The 17,061-nt window shown below is 70.2% G+C and carries 13 protein-coding genes; 6 read left to right on the plus strand and 7 right to left on the minus strand.

Annotation, left to right across the window (positions count from 1 at the left end; all coding sequences use genetic code 11):
* Window positions 1–866: SMODS domain-containing nucleotidyltransferase (locus NBX02_RS02780; protein ID WP_250289839.1), on the plus strand; the 866-nt coding region annotated here is incomplete at its 5' end.
* On the opposite strand, the gene NBX02_RS02785 is transcribed toward NBX02_RS02780, so the two are convergent.
* Together NBX02_RS02785 and NBX02_RS02790 are read right to left on the minus strand one after the other, a co-directional pair.
* Window positions 817–3,012: an MMPL family transporter gene (locus tag NBX02_RS02785; protein WP_250289841.1), complete on the minus strand. Its 2,196-nt coding sequence runs from the start codon at window positions 3,010–3,012 to the stop codon at window positions 817–819. The genes NBX02_RS02780 and NBX02_RS02785 overlap by 50 nt on opposite strands.
* A 212-nt stretch (window positions 3,013–3,224) precedes the next feature.
* Window positions 3,225–4,193 (minus strand): pseudouridine-5'-phosphate glycosidase, encoded by a 969-nt coding sequence (locus tag NBX02_RS02790; protein ID WP_250289843.1) that lies wholly within the window; start codon window positions 4,191–4,193, stop codon window positions 3,225–3,227.
* A 553-nt stretch (window positions 4,194–4,746) separates the two neighbouring features.
* Between NBX02_RS02790 and NBX02_RS02795 the strand changes: the two genes are divergently transcribed.
* The 5 genes from NBX02_RS02795 (at window position 4,747) to NBX02_RS02815 (ending at window position 8,629) form a co-directional block, all read left to right on the plus strand.
* Entirely contained in the window at window positions 4,747–4,926 is a 180-nt protein-coding gene (locus tag NBX02_RS02795) for a hypothetical protein (protein WP_250289846.1), read from the plus strand.
* Between the two features lie 121 nt (window positions 4,927–5,047).
* Window positions 5,048–7,681, plus strand: coding sequence for a WD40/YVTN/BNR-like repeat-containing protein (locus NBX02_RS02800; RefSeq protein WP_250285044.1), 2,634 nt, complete (start codon window positions 5,048–5,050; stop codon window positions 7,679–7,681).
* A 21-nt stretch (window positions 7,682–7,702) separates the two neighbouring features.
* Window positions 7,703–7,957 carry a hypothetical protein gene (locus tag NBX02_RS02805; protein WP_250285042.1) on the plus strand — a complete coding sequence of 85 codons (255 nt, stop codon included), beginning with the start codon at window positions 7,703–7,705 and terminating at the stop codon, window positions 7,955–7,957.
* Window positions 7,958–7,983: 26 nt separating this feature from the next.
* Window positions 7,984–8,316 carry a hypothetical protein gene (locus NBX02_RS02810; RefSeq protein ID WP_250289848.1) on the plus strand — a complete coding sequence of 111 codons (333 nt, stop codon included), beginning with the start codon at window positions 7,984–7,986 and terminating at the stop codon, window positions 8,314–8,316.
* 61 nt (window positions 8,317–8,377) lie between these two features.
* Window positions 8,378–8,629 carry a hypothetical protein gene (locus NBX02_RS02815; protein WP_250285040.1) on the plus strand — a complete coding sequence of 84 codons (252 nt, stop codon included), beginning with the start codon at window positions 8,378–8,380 and terminating at the stop codon, window positions 8,627–8,629.
* 517 nt (window positions 8,630–9,146) lie between these two features.
* On the opposite strand, the gene clpB is transcribed toward NBX02_RS02815, so the two are convergent.
* The 5 genes from clpB to dnaK form a co-directional block, all read right to left on the minus strand.
* On the minus strand, window positions 9,147–11,741 hold the full coding sequence (gene clpB, locus NBX02_RS02820; RefSeq protein WP_250285038.1) for an ATP-dependent chaperone ClpB: 2,595 nt from the start codon (window positions 11,739–11,741) through the stop codon (window positions 9,147–9,149).
* Between the two features lie 278 nt (window positions 11,742–12,019).
* Entirely contained in the window at window positions 12,020–12,541 is a 522-nt protein-coding gene (locus NBX02_RS02825; RefSeq protein WP_445548225.1) for a heat shock protein transcriptional repressor HspR, read from the minus strand.
* The gene (locus NBX02_RS02830) at window positions 12,538–13,740 is read right to left on the minus strand and encodes a DnaJ C-terminal domain-containing protein (protein WP_250285036.1); all 1,203 of its coding nucleotides are present in this window, start codon (window positions 13,738–13,740) and stop codon (window positions 12,538–12,540) included. The genes NBX02_RS02825 and NBX02_RS02830 overlap by 4 nt, the downstream gene beginning before the upstream one ends.
* Before the next feature lie 155 nt (window positions 13,741–13,895).
* Window positions 13,896–14,624 carry a nucleotide exchange factor GrpE gene (grpE, locus tag NBX02_RS02835; protein WP_250285034.1) on the minus strand — a complete coding sequence of 243 codons (729 nt, stop codon included), beginning with the start codon at window positions 14,622–14,624 and terminating at the stop codon, window positions 13,896–13,898.
* A complete protein-coding gene (dnaK, locus tag NBX02_RS02840) occupies window positions 14,621–16,456 on the minus strand; it encodes a molecular chaperone DnaK (protein ID WP_250289851.1) in 1,836 nt (611 codons plus the stop codon). The genes grpE and dnaK overlap by 4 nt, the downstream gene beginning before the upstream one ends.
* Window positions 16,457–17,061 lie beyond the last annotated feature (605 nt).

The following is a 17,061-nucleotide window of genomic DNA, read 5'->3' on the forward strand; positions in this document are numbered from 1 at the left end:
TGCTGGTCGGTACCACGGCCCGTGCCTTCGCCAGGCTCGACGACCTGATCCGGCTCAACGCCGATGACCGCGCGGTCATCGACGCCCGCCGCAACGACGCCGAACAGGCCCTGCGGACGATCTTTCCTCCGCGGTGCGCGCTGCCGCTCGTCGGAGTGGCGACCATCGGCTCCGCAGGCCGCGACACGATGATCCGCCCGGTGGACGAGGTCGACATCATCGTGGTCTTCAGCGCGGCTAACAACGCCTGGAAGCGCTTCCGCTGGGACTCCCGCGACCTGCTGCTCTGCGTCCGTAACGCGATCGGCGGCGACCGCATCCAGATGATCGGTAGCCGAGGTCAGGCGATGCGCGTCGTCTACAACTGCGCGCCGGACGTCCACCTGGTGCCCGCCTTCGACCATCCACGGGCGGGCTACGTCATGCCGGACTGTGTCGGCGGCTGGCTGCCGACCCGCCCGGAGCGGCACGCCAGCTGGATGGCGGACGCCGGCCCCCGGGTCGCCTCGGCCGTGCGGCTGCTCAAGGCCTGGAACCGGGTCTGCGGCAGCCGGCTGCGTTCCTTCCATCTGGAGGCGCTCGCGGGCAAGGTTCTGATCAACCGCGGGCTGAACACCCGGCAGGGGCTGGCGGCGGTCTTCCGGCACATCGAGAGCAGGGGGTTCACCGCCTACGACCCCGCGGAGGTCGGCGGTGACCTGTCGACCTACCTGCAGCCGCAGGACGTCGACGCGCTGCGGGAGCCGGTGGCCTTCGCCCGCGCCCACGCCGACGAGGCGGTCGAGGCGGAGCAGGCCGGCCGGCACGAGGATGCGGTCAACCTCTGGCGTCTGATCTTCGGCCTGGAGTTCCCGGCCTTCGGCTGACGGGAGCCCGCGGCCCCGTAGGAGTTCCGGCGGCGGCCGCGTCGCTGTCCGCTTCTCGGACGGCGGCGTCGGTCGCCGTTGTGGGCTGGTCCGGTGGCGGCTTCGCGAGCCGGCTGGGCCACCAGATTTTCGGGCCGATATCGATGGCGAGCGCGGGGACGAGAACCGAGCGCACCACCAGCGTGTCGAGCAGGACGCCGAAGGCCACCAGGAAGCCGACCTCCGCGAGCTGGACGAGCGGGAGGATGAACAGCGCCGAGAACGTGGCTGCCAGCACGACGCCGGCGGAGGTGATGACGCCGCCGGTGACGGCCAAGCCGTGGCGTACTCCCGGCCGCGTGCCGATTCTCCCGGCTTCTTCCCGGACCCTCGTCATGAGGAAGATGTTGTAGTCGATACCCAGCGCCACCAGGAAGATGAAGCCCAGCAACGGCAGGGCGGGATCGGCGCCGGCGAAGCCGAACAGCCAGTCGTAGGCCAGCGCGCTCGCGCCGAGCGCGGCGAGGAAGGACAGCACAACCGTCGCGATCAGGAGCAGCGGGGTCAGCACCGACCGCAGCAGCAGCCCGAGAACAACGGCCACGACCACCAGCACAGCCGGAATGATGACCTTCCGGTCGTGTACGGAGGCGGTGCGCACGTCCAGGTTCACCGCGGTGTTCCCGCCGACCAGCGCGTCCGCCGCCGGTATCGCGTGGACGGTGTCCCGGAGCTGTCTGATCGTGTCGAAGGACGCCTTCGTGTCCGGCGGCTGCGAAAGAACGACGAGGAACTGCACCAGACCGGCGCCGCGATCGCTTTCCACGACGGTCGCGACCGCGGGATTTCTTGCGATGACGGCGCGTACCTCGTCCGCCCTGGCGGCGTTCGCGACAACGTATGCCGGTGCGGTGGTGCCGGCCGGGAAGCTGCGCTGCACGATTTCCTGCCCGGTGACCGAGTCCATCGGCCTGGTGAATCCCTGGTCCTGGCGCAGGCCGGTGTCCAGGTGCACGGTCGCGAACGCGAGCCCGGTCAGCACCAGGACGGCGGCGATCCAGGTCGTGCGCGGCCGGGCGGCGATCGTCGTACCAACCCGTGACCAGGCCCCGGACTCCTCCCGCGCCCGCGCGCCATAGCGGGGGACGAACGGCCAGAACAGCCTCCGTCCGCACACGACCAGGGCCGCCGGCAGCAGCGTCATCATGGTCACCAGCGCCACGGCGATACCGATCGCGCTGACCGGGCCGAGACCCCGGTTGGAGTTCAGCTCGCCCAGGAGCAGACAGAGCATGCTGATGATGACCGTGGCGGCCGAGGCGACGATCGCCGGTCCGGCCCGGCGGATCGCGACCCGCATCGCCGCGTGCGCATCGCTGTGACGAGTCAGCTCCTCACGGTAGCGAGCGATGAGAAGCAGCGCGTAGTCGGTGCCGGCGCCGAAGACAAGGACCCGCAGAATGCCCGCGCTCTGCCCGTTGACGGTCAGCCCCGCGTGCTCGGCCGCGAGATAGACCAGGGCGGTGGCAGTCTGGTCGGCAACGGCGACCGTCAGTAAGGGGATCAGCCACAGGACGGGGCTCCGATAGACGAGCAGAAGGATGACCGCCACCACGCCCGCGGTGACGAACAGCAGCCTGGTCTCCACCCCGCTGAACACGTCGAAGGTGTCCGTCACCAGCCCGGCCGGCCCGGTCAGCGACGTCTGGAGCCCCGGCGGTGCCGCCTCCCGGGCGATCCGCCGGATTTCCTTGACCTTGTCGGTGAACTCCACGACATCAGCGCTCTGAGCGATACTGACGGCCAGTAGCAGCGTATTTCCCCGTGGTGAGGAAATGGGCATGCTGACCGGACGCTCGGAGAACTCGCCGATCCGGCGGCCGACGTCCTCGACCGCTTTCCGGTCGGTAGGCGTCAGCTCAGGGTCACGAGAGAAGACGACGACCGCCGGTACGGAGTCTCCGCCCGGCAGGAGTTTCTGGGCCTCGAGCAGCCTGGTGGACTCGGCCCGCGAGGGCAGGAAGGCCGAGGCCTCGTTCCGCTGCGCGTCGGACAGCCTGAACGCCAGCGGGCTGGCGACGGTCGCGACGACGATCCAGCCAAGCAGAAGCGCCCATTTCAGACGCGGCCCCGCCGACCATGCCACGGCCTGCCAGATCCTGCCCACCGGCCCCCCTGCGCGCTGTCCACGACAACCGATCGTCGCAGGTAGGAGGCCCGCCACGAAAGAGATACGGCCGCCCGGAGAGCCGTCGGCGCCTCCTCGCCCTGTCTCCTGGCGTCATGTCAGCCCACTGGCACCGCCGTGTTTCCCAACGTCACTTCGGTCGGTCGGCCGGCCTGCCAGCCAGCCCGGGCCGGACGGTCGGGCCGGCAGCTTTACGTCCGGTCCGGGGTGGCCGGCCGGGCGGAGCAGGCAATGGCGATGTCGGCGGCGACGGTGACGTTGTTGCGGACCACGGCGATGTTGGTCTCCAGGCTGGCGCCGGCCGTCTCGCGGTGGAACGTCGCCAGCAGGAACGGGGTGACGGCCTTCCCCCGCAGCCTCCGGCGGGACGCCTGCGCCAACGCCTCGCGCAGGACCCGGTCGTGCAGCTCCTGGTCGAGCTGGTCCGCCTCGGGCACCGGGTTGGCGACGACCACGGCCGTGCGCAGGCCCAGCGCCCGCGCGTCCGCCATGACGGCCGCGACCTCGGCGGCGGCCTCCACCCGCCAGTCCACGGCGAACTCGGTCCGGGACAGGTAGAAGCCCGGGAAGGTGTTCGTCCGCCAGCCGAGCAGCGGCACACCAAGGGTTTCCAGCCGTTCGAGGGTCGCGCCGACGTCCAGGATCGACTTCACCCCCGCGCAGACCACGGCTATCGGCGTACTTGCGAGAGTGACAAGATCGGCGGACTCGTCGGCGCTGTCGGCCCAGCCGCGGTGCACCCCGCCGAGCCCGCCGGTGGCGAACACGCCGATACCGGCGCGGGTGGCGAGCAGGGACGTGGAGGCGACCGTGGTCGCCCCGGTGCGGCCCAGCGCGGAGGCGACCGGCAGATCCCGTACCGACAGTTTCGCCACGTCCGGGGCGTTCGCGATCCGGGAGAGCGCGATGGCGTCCAGACCGATGGTGGGTATCCCGTCGATCACCGCTACGGTCGCCGGTGTCACCCCACGGTCACGGAGCAGGGTTTCCAGGTCGGCCGCCACTTCCAGATTGCGGGGGCGCGGCAGGCCGTGCGCGATCAGCGTCGACTCCAGGGCGACCACGGGCCGCCCCGCCTCCACCGCCGCCCGCACCTCGTCAGCGACCACCAGCCCCCGCACGACCGAGAGTATATCTACGAATCCGGAATCCGCGCCCATGCGGGATCATTCACCGCCCGAGGTTTCACTGGTTCTTTTTCGGGCATTTTCTCGCACAGCCTGCCAATAATTCTTTGTGGGAGTATGGAGAAGCCTCCACAGAGTTCGTGGACTCGGCCTGGATGCATCGAGAAATTTCCGTGACCATCTTTCTGGATCTTTCGGGTGCCTTCCTCCGAGAAATTCGATGATGCCGGGCTTTTCGGGCATGATGGCCCAGTCGCTCACCCTTCAGCGGCTCGTCCAGGTTCCAGGTCGGGGATAGGGGGCTGCGACCGGCAGACGGGCAGACGGGCAGACGCAGGGTGCTCTCCCCCGGCCGTGGCGGGTGAGCCGAGCCGGAGCATTGATCAGATGCTGGCGGCGGGTGGCGCAGCGGGCGCGGGCGTGAAAGGCCGGGGCCGAGGTGCCGGCGGGTGGAGCGTCAAGCAGAAAACCGACACACGGGAGCGTTGACGCTCAGCTGGTCCAGGAGGAGCATAAAAAGACATTCACGGCTTGCGGTCCCACGGGGGTGGACATGGCCGAAACCTCGAATTCCACTGACGAGCAGATGCCGGTGCCACCCGGCGGCGGTGCCGCCGAGCGTCTGCGGGAGTTCCTTGCGGCGCGGGAGGAACCGGTCTCGGACGCGGCGGAGCCGACCGGCTCGGCGGAGCCGGCGGCGGAGCCGGCGGAGGAGCAGGACCGCGAACGAAGCGAGAACAAGCCCGGCCATCCGACGGCCGGCTGACTGCTCCCGCCCTCGGCCAACGGGCCGGACCAAGACCAAGGCATATCGGCTCCAGGGCTGCGATGTCGACATTTCGCGCGACCCCGCACACCTGTGACGCACCGCTATCGAGGAGGTGCCGATGCAAGGACCCGAGGACGAAGGCGTAACCCCCCGCGACGCGGTCCGCGTCGACGAGCGAACGCCTGCCCGTCCGTACGGCGGCAAGGCGATGCTGCGGCTGCTCGAATTACTCAAAGCGCAGGGGCTGACGAACTTTGCGCAGGAGGCGGTGGCCACCGCGGTCACCGATGAAGTGGCAGCCGAGGCGCTCGCGCATGCCGAGGCGATCGGCGCGTTGCCGCCTGCCTCGCCCCAGGGTGACGCTCGCGCGTCCCGACTCCGCGCGTCAGGCCGTCCGCCGACCGCCGGCGGTGGCGCCGAGGACGAGGGGACGCCAGCCGACATAGCGGCACCGGAGGATCTGGCCCGCACATATGCCGCCGTTGCCGAGGGCCTCGCCGGGCCGCCGACGGCGGGAGAGCCGCAGTGGCGCTCGGTCGGCCCGTCAACGGTGACGAACGGCCAGACCTACGGCAGCAGCCGGGTCAACGTCTCCGGGCGCGTATCGGCCCTCGCCGTCGATCCGAGCAGTCCCGCGCACGTCCTGGCGGGTGGCGCGAACGGCGGTGTCTGGGAGTCACGTGACCGTGGCGCTTCCTGGCAGCCTCGGACCGACTTTGCCTCGACCCTCACCGTTGGCGCAATCGCGTTCGACCCCAGCCGCGCGGCCACGGTCTACTGCGGGTTGGGCGAGGGCGACTGGTGGTCCTTACTCGGCAATGGGGTCTTAAGGTCGTCCGACGGTGGTACATCGTGGTCGTCGGTGTGCACCACCCCGTTCGTGGGACAGGGCTTCTACGCGCTGCGCGTCGACCCCGCCGACGGCAATCGGCTGTTCGGCGCCGCGACCGGTGGACTGTACGTCTCGACCGACGCGGGTACGACCTGGACCCAGCGCCGTTCGCAGCGCACGTTCGCCGTCAGCCTCGGCACCAGTGAAGTGCTGGCGTCTTGCGCCGACGGTCTGTTCCGTTCGACCGACTCCGGCACCACTTGGACAGCGGTGAACCTGCCGGGAGCGCCGGCCGGGTTCGTTCGGCTCGCCGTCGCCGTGGCTCCGTCCAACCCGAACGTCGCCTATGCTTTCGGTACCGGCACGCCATGGATCCCGCAGCCCGATGGGAGCCAGATCCCCACCGGCTACCTGTGGCGCCGCGCCGCCGGGGTGTGGACGGCGATTGGGCTGCCTCCCGGACTGGCAACCGTTCAGTCGTGGTACGACTGGTATGTCGCCGTCGCCCCGGACCTCGACACGCAGGTGTACTGCGGCGCCATCGAGTTGCACCGCGGTGACCTGTCCGGCGCCACTTGGAGCTGGCAGACGATCAGCAACAAGGGCTCGTCCGGGCAGTCGATCCACCCCGATCAGCACAGCATCGCCTTCGAGCCCGGGAACCCCGCCACGGTGTACGCCGGCTGCGACGGCGGCCTGTTCCGCTCCCCCGATCGTGGAACCACCTGGGTGAGCTGCAACAACGGCCTGGTCATCAGCGAGTTCGAGTACCTCGCCCAGGACTGGGGCTCGTCTCGGTGGCTCATCGGCGGTACCCAGGACAACGGCACGAACCGGTGGACCGGGCCCTCGGCCTGGGAGCACGTGGAAGACGCGGACGGCGGCGACGTCCACGTCAACCGCCAGAACCCCTCGATCGTCATCCACAGCCGCCAGTGGGGCGGCCTGCTGCGCTCCACCAGCCGGGGCGACTGGGGAAGCTGGACCACCGTCACCCCCACCCGGCCCGCCGGCGAGGGCAGGGGCCTGTTCTACCCGCCGCTGGAGGGCAGCGCCACCAGCGGCGACACGGTGGCGGTCGCGATGCAGGCGTTGTACGTGTCCCGGGACAACGCCAGCACCTGGACCCGGGTCGGGTTCCCGAGCGCCGGTATCGGCACGGCGCTGGCTGTCCCCGACCCGGACACCGTTCTCGTCGGCCTGGGCGACGGCCGGATCCTGCGCACCCGTTTCAGCTCCGGAGCCTGGGGGGCACTCACCGCGTTGACCACTCCCCGCGCGGGAGCGGTCATCAGCGACCTGGCCGCCGAGCCCGGCGGTACCGGCCGCTTGTGGGCAACGAGCAGTACCCGTGGTGGGGGTCGCGTCTGGCGGTCGGACGACGGTGGCACGAACTGGACCGACCGGACCGGCACCCTGCCCGGGCTACCCGTCAACGCCATCGCCGTCGACGACGGCAACCGCAACCGCGTGTGGGTCGCGGCGGACCTCGGTGTCTACCAGAGTTTCGACGGCGGCGCGTCGTGGACCGACTTCTCCGCAAGCCTGCCGAACGCCTTCGTCGGCGACCTGGTGTTTCACCCTCACGCGCGAGTCCTCCGCGCGGGAACACGCAACCGCGGTGTCTGGGAGATTCCCGTCGATGGCTGGATGACGCAGCCCTGGTGCGGCGTCCAGTGGACGGGAACGCTCGCTGCGAACGCCAGCAGCCGCTGGTTCACCTTCAACTGGCCCGCCACCTGGCACGTTCTGTGGACCGCGATGCCCACCAGCCCGGCGCCGGGGTCCCCACAGATCAGCTTCAAGACCCAGGTGGAACGGGCCGACGCCGAACACGTCACATACTGGATCACCGTCCGCAACCTCACCGGTCAGCCCGTCACCTTCGAAGGACGCTTCTGCGTCCTCAGCCGCTACTGATCTGTCTTTCCGGGAGCAGCCATGTGGACCAATGTTCAATTCACCGGAACGCTGCCGGCCGGCGCGACCCAGCGATGGTTCACGTTCGGGTGGCCCGCAGCCTGGCACGTCGTCTGGTACATCCAGCCGACGACCGTACGCCTCGGCTCGCCGTCCACCGACTGGGACGTGGCGGTCGAACGCGCCGACGCCAACAACGTGACCTACTGGATCACCGTTACGAATCTGGCACCTCAACCGATCACCTTCGAGGGACGCTACGCAGTACTCAGCTGACCACTTCTCATGCGTGAGGGAACGACATGCGGATCACCATCCACGTAGACAACCACGACACCCCTGGCCCACCGGCACCGGCACCGGGCCAGGGAATCACCATTTCCGACATCGCGCCCACCGGCAGCGTTTCGACCAATGCCGGGGCAGCCCAGGGCGGCCCACCGGCGGAACTTGCAGCCCGCGCGGCGCGGCTCGGGGCACTCTCGGCCGGCCCTGCGCCCAGTGGCCCACCCGAGGTAGCCGGCGCCCCCGGGTTCGCACCAACCGGCCTCGACGCACAGCCATCCGGCAGGGCGGACACAGTGCTCGGCTCCTCGACCGACGCCTCCGCCGGACCGGCGCCCACCGGCGGCTGATCGGCCACCCAACGGGTCCACCGAACCGTCCCACACCAGCCGAACCGAATCGGGAGGGATCATGACAGTTGGCAGGCGCGTGCGTCGGCGTTTCTACATCGAGACCGGACTGACCGTGGCCAGCTTTGTCCTGCTGGTCGCCACCTTGATCAACCAGGAATGGATCGAGGTGGTGTTCGGCGTCGATCCGGACCACGGCGACGGGTCGCTGGAGTGGTTGGTCGCCGCGGCCGTCGCGATCATCGCGATCATCGGTGCCACGTCCGCTCGATCCGAGTGGCGACGCTCGCACGTGGCGGCGGACTCTCTCTAGGAATGTACCGAAAATCTTGCTCGTGCTGCCCTGTTTGACCAAATTTATTGATATATGTCTATTTGGACAATATGAGATGGCTCAGATGAGATTCCACAATCTTCAGTGGTTTTCCGGCTCTATGCAGTTGGTCGGAAGTCGTGTTTGAACACCAACGTCCAGTTGCCGTCTGTCGTGGCGGAGTGTAGCTGTCCGGAGCTTGGAGAAAGGGGCACACCCTAGCCATCACCGCCTACCCCACCGAAACCCCGGACGAGAACCTGGCAGACGGGGCCATCATCGACAAACAGTTCATCCGCCTCGTCGTCTCCACCTGAACCCTGGACGGCTGTCGGCCATATCGTCGAACAATTCTGCGGGTCCGTCGACATCTGCCATTTCGTGCTATTTTGCGACGCTTCACCATGCGGGCAAGTTCCGCTCACCGAGCAGATCACCCGCACCGGCGGGCAGCCCGATTCCGCCTACGGGCTTTGGGTCTGTAGGCGGTTTTCGTTGGGGTGACAGCGGTTTTTGCCTACGCTTTCTGGACGGCCAGGCCGTGCTGGTTCGGGGCGACGTCCACGAGGACGTTGTCGCCGTCCCGGACGGTGCCGGCGAGCAGTTCCCGGGCGAGTGGGTCGCCGATCGCGGTCTGGACGAGCCGGCGCAGCGGGCGGGCGCCGAAGACCGGGTCGTACCCGGCGTCGGCGAGCCAGGAGCGGGCGGCGTCGGTGACCGTCAGGGTGATCCGCCGGTCGGTCAGCCGGGCGCGCAGCAGGTCGAGCTGGAGATCGACGATGCGGGCCAGGTCGTCCTTGTCGAGCTGGTCGAAGATGAGGATGTCGTCGAGCCGGTTGAGGAACTCGGGCTTGAACGCCTCCCGCACCGCGATCATGACCGAGTCGCGCTGCACCTGCGGGGGCAGGGTCGGGTCCGCGATGAACTGGGAGCCGAGGTTGGACGTCAGCACCACGATCGTGCTGCGGAAGTCCACCGTGCGGCCCTGCCCGTCGGTAAGGCGTCCGTCGTCGAGGACCTGCAGAAGGATGTCGAAGACGTCAGGGTGGGCCTTCTCCACCTCGTCCAGCAGGATCACGCTGTAGGGGCGGCGCCGGATCGCCTCGGTGAGCTGCCCGCCGGACTCGAAGCCGACGTAGCCGGGCGGGGCACCGATGAGCCGGGCCACCGAGTGCTTCTCGGCGTACTCGCTCATGTCGATGCGGACCACCGCGCGTTCGTCGTCGAACAGGAAGTCCGCGAGCGCCTTGGCCAGCTCCGTCTTGCCGACGCCGGTCGGGCCGAGGAACAGGAACGAGCCGGTCGGCCGGTCGGGGTCGGAGATGCCCGCGCGGGCCCGGCGCACGGCGTCGGAGACGGCCCGCACCGCGGCGTGCTGGCCGACGACGCGGGCGTGCAGCTCCTCCTCCATGCGCAGCAGCTTGGTGGTCTCCCCTTCCAGCAGCCGGCCGGCGGGGATGCCCGTCCAGGACGCGACGACCTCGGCGACGTCGTCGGGGCCGACCTCCTCCTTGAGCATGGCGCTGCCGGGCTCGTCCGCGCCGGGCAGCGCGTCGGTGGCCGCGGCGAGCCGCTTCTCCAACGTCGGGATCGTGCCGTAGCGCAGCTCGCCGGCCTTGGCCAGATCGAGGTCACGTTCGGCGAGGTCGAGGGCGCGCCGGGCGTTCTCCAGCTCCTCCTTGGCCTTCTGCACCTCGACGATGGAGCTCTTCTCACGCTGCCAGCGGGCGGTCAGGCTGGACAGTTCCGCCCGTTTCTCGGCGAGCTCGCGCCGCAGCCGCTCGCGGCGCTCCTTGGACGCGCTGTCGCTCTCCTTGGACAGCGCCATGTCCTCGATCTCGATGCGCCGGACGGCGCGCTCGAGCTCGTCGATCGCCACCGGCCGGCTGTCGATCTCCATCCGGAGCCGGGACGCGGCCTCGTCCACCAGGTCGATGGCCTTGTCGGGCAGGAACCGCCCGCTGACGTACCGGTCGGAGAGGGTGGCGGCGGCGACGAGCGCGGCGTCGGTGATCCGGACACCGTGGTGCACCTCGTAGCGCTCCTTCAGCCCGCGCAGGATGCCGATGGTGTCCTCGGCGGACGGCTCGCCGACCAGCACCGGCTGGAAGCGGCGCTCGAGCGCCGGGTCCTTCTCGATGCGGGTGCGGTACTCGTTCAGAGTGGTGGCGCCGATCATGCGCAGCTCGCCGCGGGCGAGCATGGGCTTGAGCATGTTGCCGGCGTCCATCGCGCCTTCGGCGGCGCCCGCGCCGACGACCGTGTGCAGCTCGTCGATGAAAGTGATCAGCCGGCCCTCGGCGGAACGGATCTCGTTGAGGACGGCCCGCAGCCGCTCCTCGAACTCGCCCCGCAGCTTCGAGCCGGCCACCATCGAGCCGAGGTCGAGCGAGACGATACGCCGGCCGCGCAGGGACTCCGGCACGTCACCGGCGACGACCCGCAGCGCGAGCCCCTCGACGATCGCGGTCTTGCCGACGCCGGGCTCGCCGATGAGGACCGGGTTGTTCTTCGTCCGCCGGGACAGGACCTGCACGACGCGGCGGATCTCGGCGTCGCGTCCGATGACCGGGTCGAGCTTGCCGGCGCGGGCCTGCTCGGTGAGGTCCACGGAGTACTTGTCCAGCGCGCGGTAGGAGCCCTCGGGATCACGGCTGGTCACCCGGTGGACGCCGCCGCGCACGGTGTCGAACGCGCCGCGCAGGGCCTCCGAGCTCGCCCCGAACTCGGTGAGCACCCGGGACGCCTCGCCGCCCTCCTCCGCGAGCGCGACCAGCAGGTGCTCGACCGAGGTGTACTCGTCGCCGAGCCGGTTCGCCTGCCGCTCCGCGTTGTCCAGGACGGTGATGAGCTGCCGGGACAGCTGCGGCGGGGCGACGGACGCGCCGGTAGCGTGCGGCAGCCGGCCGACCGCCGCCTCGGCGCGTCCGCGTACCTGGGCGAGAGGCACACCGACGGCCTCGAGCAGGTCCACCGCGACCCCGCCGGTCTGGCTCAGGACGGCGACCAGCAGGTGCAGGGGGTCGACGAGCGGTGAGCCGTCACCGGTGGCGCGGCTGACGGCGGAGGACAGGGCTTCCTGCGAGCGGGCGGTGAGGCGGTCAGCGTTCATCGGAGTCCTAAGATGATCGTTTTGGGCGTACCATCTTCGTAACGCTCAGGATAGTTGAGTCGTTCCCACTTAAGTTTGCGTGATGCGAAGCGTCCGCCCCGCACGCGACGGCTCGCGACTCGGCGGCTCGACACGGATCGTCGACGGCGCGCCGTCCGGCGAAGCCGCTGCCCGACGGGGAACCGCGTTCGACGTGGGGGCGGCGGCCGGCGAGGGACCGGCGAAGGAGCGGCGGCCGGCGAGGGAGCGGTACCCGAACGAGCCGGCGTTCATGGCCGCTAGCGGCGGGAGCCGGGCCGCCAGACCACTATCGCGCTGCGGTCGACGGGAACCAGGTCGCGCCGGTGGCTGCGGTGCGCCTCGGCGACCCGGCGCTCGGCCTCGGCGCGGACCGCCGCCAGCTCCTCGGTCAGCTGCCGGACCTGCGCCTGCAACATCATCACCTGGCTGCCCAGCTCCAGGATCCGCCGGACGCCCTGGAGGTTGACGCCCTCCTCCTGGGACAGCCGCTGGACCTCGCGCAGCAGCGCGACATCCCGCACGGAGTACCGCCGGCCGCGTCCGGACGTGCGGCCGGGAGTGACCAGGCCGAGGCGGTCGTAGGCCCGCAGCGTCTGGGGGTGCATGCCGGCGAGCTGTGCGGCAATGGAGATCACGTATACCGGTGTGTCGTCGTCGTGCGCGGGGCTCGGGCGGGGTGCCGCGGGCGTTCCGGACGGGCCGGGCGGGACGCCCGCGGGCCTCGCCGGCGCCGGAGCCGGCCCCGGCGGGTCGGCGGTACGGCTCGGTCGTGACTTCATGACCGGCCCTCCATCTGTTCCATCAGTGTCGTGCGCGGATCCTCGGGATGGGCGTGGGCGAACTCCTGGAGCGCCGTCCGCGCCTTCGCGGAGAGATCCGTCGATTTCGGCACGGTCACGTCGACGGTCACGATGAGGTCGCCGTGACCGCCCCCGCTACGCGGCACTCCACGACTACGTACCCGCAGACGACGCCCACTCGACGTGCCAGGCGGGATCTTCACCGTCAGCGGGGCGCCGTCGATCGTCGGGACCTTCACCGAGGCGCCCAGGGCGGCCTCCACGAAGGTCACCGGCAGGACGACCGTGAGGTTCTGCCCCTCGCGGTCGAACACCGGATGGGCCAGCACGTGGACGGTGACCTCCAGATCGCCCGCCTGGCCACCGCGTTCGCCCGGCGATCCGCGCCCGCGCACCCGCAGCCGCTGGCCGTCGGCGACCCCCGGTGGGATGCGGATCCGCTGCTCGCGTTCGCGCCGGCCGCTGCCCTGGCAGTCCGGGCAGGGCGAATCGATCACCGTTCCCTTGCCGAGACAGTCCCGGCAGGGCTCGGAGAGCGCGAAGCCCCCCTGCGACCGCGACACCACGCCCAGCCCCCGGCAGGTCGTGCACGTCCGCGGCGCGGTGCCCGGCCGGGCACCGCTGCCCCCGCAGGTCAGGCAGGTCGCGGCGCCGGGCAGGCGGACCGTCGCCTCCAGGCCGGAGAGGGCCTTCTCGAACGGGATCGTGACCTCGGCCGCGATGTCGGCGCCACGGCGTGGCCCACGGCCGCCCGGTGACCGCTGGAACAGGTTGTCGAACAGCCCGCCCAGCCCGCCCGGGCCCGCGCCGGCGCCCGCCCCGCCCAGCAGGTCGTCGAGGTTGAACGCGGTGGAGCCGCCGTGGTAGCCGGGCCCGCCCGGCCCGAACCCGCCCGGCTGGAAGCCGTAGCCACCGGCCTGGCCGCCGGGGACGCCACCGGCGGCGAACAGCGCCCGGGCCTCGTCGTACTCCCGCCGCCGGGACTCGTCCGAGAGCACGTCGTACGCCTCGGAGACCTCCTTGAACCGGGCCTCGGCCTTGGGGTCGCCAGGGTTCTTGTCCGGGTGCAGCTCAAGCGCGAGGCGGCGGTATGCCTTCTTGATGTCGGCTGCCGAAGCGTCCTTGGGCACGCCGAGAGCGGCGTAGTAGTCCTTTTCGACCATGTCGCGAACACTCACGGCGCCCCTCCTTCCGTCATCATCTCGTCTACCGACGCCCGATGTGGACGCTGTCCGGCAGGAACCGCGATGGCATTGGCTACTCGGGCTACTCGGGCTACTCGGGCTGCTCGGGCTGCTCGGGCTGCTCGGGCTGCTCGGCGGCTACTCGGCGGCTACTCGGCGGCTTCTGCCGAGCCGCCGCCCGCCTCCGGCGCGGCCCCGGCGGCCGTGCCGTCCACGTCCTGACCGGCGTCGGCGTCCCCCGGCGCCGGTTCGGCGACCGAGACCTGCGCCGGCCGCAGCACGCGGCCGGCGTGCCGGTAGCCGGCCCGGAAGACGTCCACGCAGGTCGGCCTGGTCACCTCGGCCGAGTAGGTGTGCATGAGCGCATCGTGGACGAGCGGGTCGAACTCGTCCCCGCGGGAGCCGAAGCGCTCGAGCCCGGCGGCCTCAAGGGCGGCTTCCAACGACTCCGCCACCGCCTTGAACGGGCCTTCCAGATCGCCGTGGTCGCGGGCGCGGCCGATGTCGTCGAGGGTCGGCAGCAGCGCCAGGAGCAGCCTGCCGGCCGCCTGCTCGGCCAGGGCCTGCCGGTCACGCTCGACACGGCGCCGGTAGTTGTCGAACTCGGCCTTGAGACGTTGCAGGTCACCGGTGCGCTCGGCGACCTGCTGGCGCAGCGACGCCACCAGCTCGGCCTCACCGGCCGGTGCGGCGCCGGGCGCCGGCCCCCCCGCCGAGGACGTGAAGGCGCCCTCGGCGGTGGCGGCGGCCTGCGTCCGCGCGGCCGCCTCCACCCGGACCTGCCCGCTCTGTGGGTCTATGCGGCGCTTGTCCCGGACGACCACTGGCTCGTCCGGGGTGGAAGCGCCATGCGTCCAGTCGTTGGGGGCCGAGGTCACTTCTTGTCCTCCTCGTCCACTATCTCGGCGTCCACCACGTCGTCGTCCGCGCTCGCTCCGGGCGTGCCGCCGGGGCTGCCGGCCGAGCCCTGCGCGGCGTCCGCGTAGAGCGACTGGCCCATCGCGGAACTGGCCTTGGCGAGCTCGGTCGTCGCGTTGCGGATGGCCGCGATGTCGGTGCCGGCGACCGCCGCCCGCAGCGCGGACAGCTTCTCCTCCACATCGGTCTTGACCGTGGCGTCGATCTTGTCGCCGTTCTCGGCCAGGAACCGCTCGGTGGAGTACACCAGGGTCTCGCCCTGGTTGCGGGTCTCGGCCTCCTCGCGGCGCTTGCGGTCCTCCTCGGCGTACTGCTCGGCGTCGCGGACCATCTTGTCGATGTCGTCCTTGGGCAGCGCCGAACCGCCCGTGATCGTCATCGACTGTTCCTTGCCGGTGCCGAGATCCTTGGCCGAGACGTGGACGATGCCGTTGGCGTCGATGTCGAAGGTGACCTCGATCTGCGGGATGCCGCGGGGCGCCGGCGGCAGGCCGGTGAGCTCGAACATGCCGAGCTTCTTGTTGTAGGCGGCCATCTCGCGCTCGCCCTGGAAGACCTGGATCTGCACGGACGGCTGGCTGTCCTCGGCGGTGGTGAAGATCTCCGAGCGCTTGGTCGGGATGGTGGTGTTGCGCTCGATGAGCTTGGTCATGATCCCGCCCTTGGTCTCGATGCCCAGGGACAGCGGGGTGACGTCGAGCAGGAGAACGTCCTTGACCTCGCCCTTGAGGACACCGGCCTGCAGGGAGGCGCCGACGGCGACGACCTCGTCGGGGTTGACGCCCTTGTTCGGCTCCTTGCCGCCGGTGAGCTCGCGGACCAGGTCGACCACGGCCGGCATCCGGGTGGAGCCGCCCACGAGCACGACGTGGTCGATGTCGCTGACCTTGACCCCGGCGTCCTTGACGGCCTGCTGGAAGGGGTGCTTGCAGCGGTCGATGAGGTCCTGGGTCATCCGCTGGAGCTCGGAGCGGGTCAGGGTGATGTCGAGGTGCAGCGGGCCCTCGGCCGAGGCGGTGATGTAGGGCAGGTTGATGCTGGTCTGGGTGGACTGCGACAGTTCGATCTTGGCTTTCTCGGCGGCCTCGCGCAGCCGCTGCAGGGCCATCTTGTCCTTGCCCAGGTCGACGCCGTGCTGGCCGTTGAAGGTCTTGATCAGGTGGTCGGTGATGCGCTGGTCCCAGTCGTCACCGCCGAGCTGGGTGTCCCCGGAGGTCGACTTGACCTCGACGACACCGTCACCGATCTCCAGCAGGGACACGTCGAACGTGCCGCCACCGAGGTCGAAGACCAGGATCGTCTGCTCCTTCTCGCCCTTGTCCAGGCCGTAGGCGAGGGCGGCGGCGGTGGGCTCGTTGACGATCCGCAGGACGTTCAGCCCGGCGATGGTGCCGGCCTCGGTGGTGGCCTGGCGCTGCGCGTCGTCGAAGTAGGCGGGCACGGTGATGACCGCGTCGGCCACGGTCTCACCCAGGTAGGACTCGGCGTCCCGCTTGAGCTTCTGCAGGATGAACGCGCTGATCTGCTGGGGGGTGAAGTCCTTGGCGTCGACCTTCATCTTCCAGTCGGTGCCCATGTGGCGTTTGACCGACCGGATGGTCCGCTCGACGTTGGTGACCGCCTGCCGCTTCGCGACCTCGCCGACCAGGACCTCGCCGTTCTTGGCGAAGGCGACGACGGATGGGGTTGTCCGCGAGCCCTCGGCATTGGCGATCACCGTGGGTTCGCCGCCCTCGAGCACGCTCACGACGGAGTTCGTGGTGCCGAGGTCGATGCCGACCGCTCGTGCCATGTCTGTGCGCCTTTCGAATCAGGATGGATCCGGCCCCACCGGCTCCGTCAGGATGCCGCGTGGGCCGCTCATATGGTAGTTGAGCCCTGCCGGCTCAGGATCCAACAATAACTCTTCCGCCGTCAAACTTGAGCCCCTCATGCTCATGTTTTTTGCGATGGCCGGACCGCGCCGGTGTGCGGCGTCATCGCAGGCATGGCTCGGGCGCGACTGGCGTGCGGGGCGTGGCAGCTTGCCCACAGAGCGTGTCGGCTTGCTCGCAGGACGTGTCGGATTGCCCACAAGGCGTGGCAGATGGCACGCAGGGCGTTGTGGCTGGCACGCAGGGCGTGGCGGCTGGCGCACGACTGAGGCCGGCGGGTGTCCGCCGGCCTCAGGTTGACTTACGGTCTTTTATGTGATTTCCGGCTATAATGTCCTGCTTGGCTGTTACAGCCTGTTCGGTCCTGGTTCCGCTGGTCCGTGCCCTGTTCAGGCGCTGGACGGTCCGGCGGGGCCGGATGGGGGCTGACCCGGTCCGGCGGCGGGGCTGTCGGCGCCCGGGGCCGTGCTGTTGCCGCCGTCGTCCGCCGGGCGGCTCGCGGCCGGCCGCAGCGGGCGGACCG

Origin of the sequence: Protofrankia sp. CiP1_Cm_nod1 (assembly GCF_920888515.1) — a bacterium.
In the GTDB taxonomy this organism is placed as follows: domain Bacteria; phylum Actinomycetota; class Actinomycetes; order Frankiales; family Frankiaceae; genus Protofrankia.

Excerpts from the sequence above, each read along its gene's own strand:
- NBX02_RS02815 (WP_250285040.1), top strand. The coding sequence starts at position 8,378 with ATGACAGTTGGCAGGCGCGTGCGTCGGCGTTTCTACATCGAGACCGGA.
- NBX02_RS02805 (WP_250285042.1), top strand. The coding sequence starts at position 7,703 with ATGTGGACCAATGTTCAATTCACCGGAACGCTGCCGGCCGGCGCGACC.
- NBX02_RS02825 (WP_445548225.1), bottom strand. The coding sequence starts at position 12,541 with ATGAAGTCACGACCGAGCCGTACCGCCGACCCGCCGGGGCCGGCTCCG.
- NBX02_RS02790 (WP_250289843.1), bottom strand. The coding sequence starts at position 4,193 with ATGGGCGCGGATTCCGGATTCGTAGATATACTCTCGGTCGTGCGGGGG.
- NBX02_RS02800 (WP_250285044.1), top strand. The coding sequence starts at position 5,048 with ATGCAAGGACCCGAGGACGAAGGCGTAACCCCCCGCGACGCGGTCCGC.
- NBX02_RS02795 (WP_250289846.1), top strand. The coding sequence starts at position 4,747 with ATGCCGGTGCCACCCGGCGGCGGTGCCGCCGAGCGTCTGCGGGAGTTC.
- dnaK (WP_250289851.1), bottom strand. The coding sequence starts at position 16,456 with ATGGCACGAGCGGTCGGCATCGACCTCGGCACCACGAACTCCGTCGTG.
- NBX02_RS02810 (WP_250289848.1), top strand. The coding sequence starts at position 7,984 with ATGCGGATCACCATCCACGTAGACAACCACGACACCCCTGGCCCACCG.
- clpB (WP_250285038.1), bottom strand. The coding sequence starts at position 11,741 with ATGAACGCTGACCGCCTCACCGCCCGCTCGCAGGAAGCCCTGTCCTCC.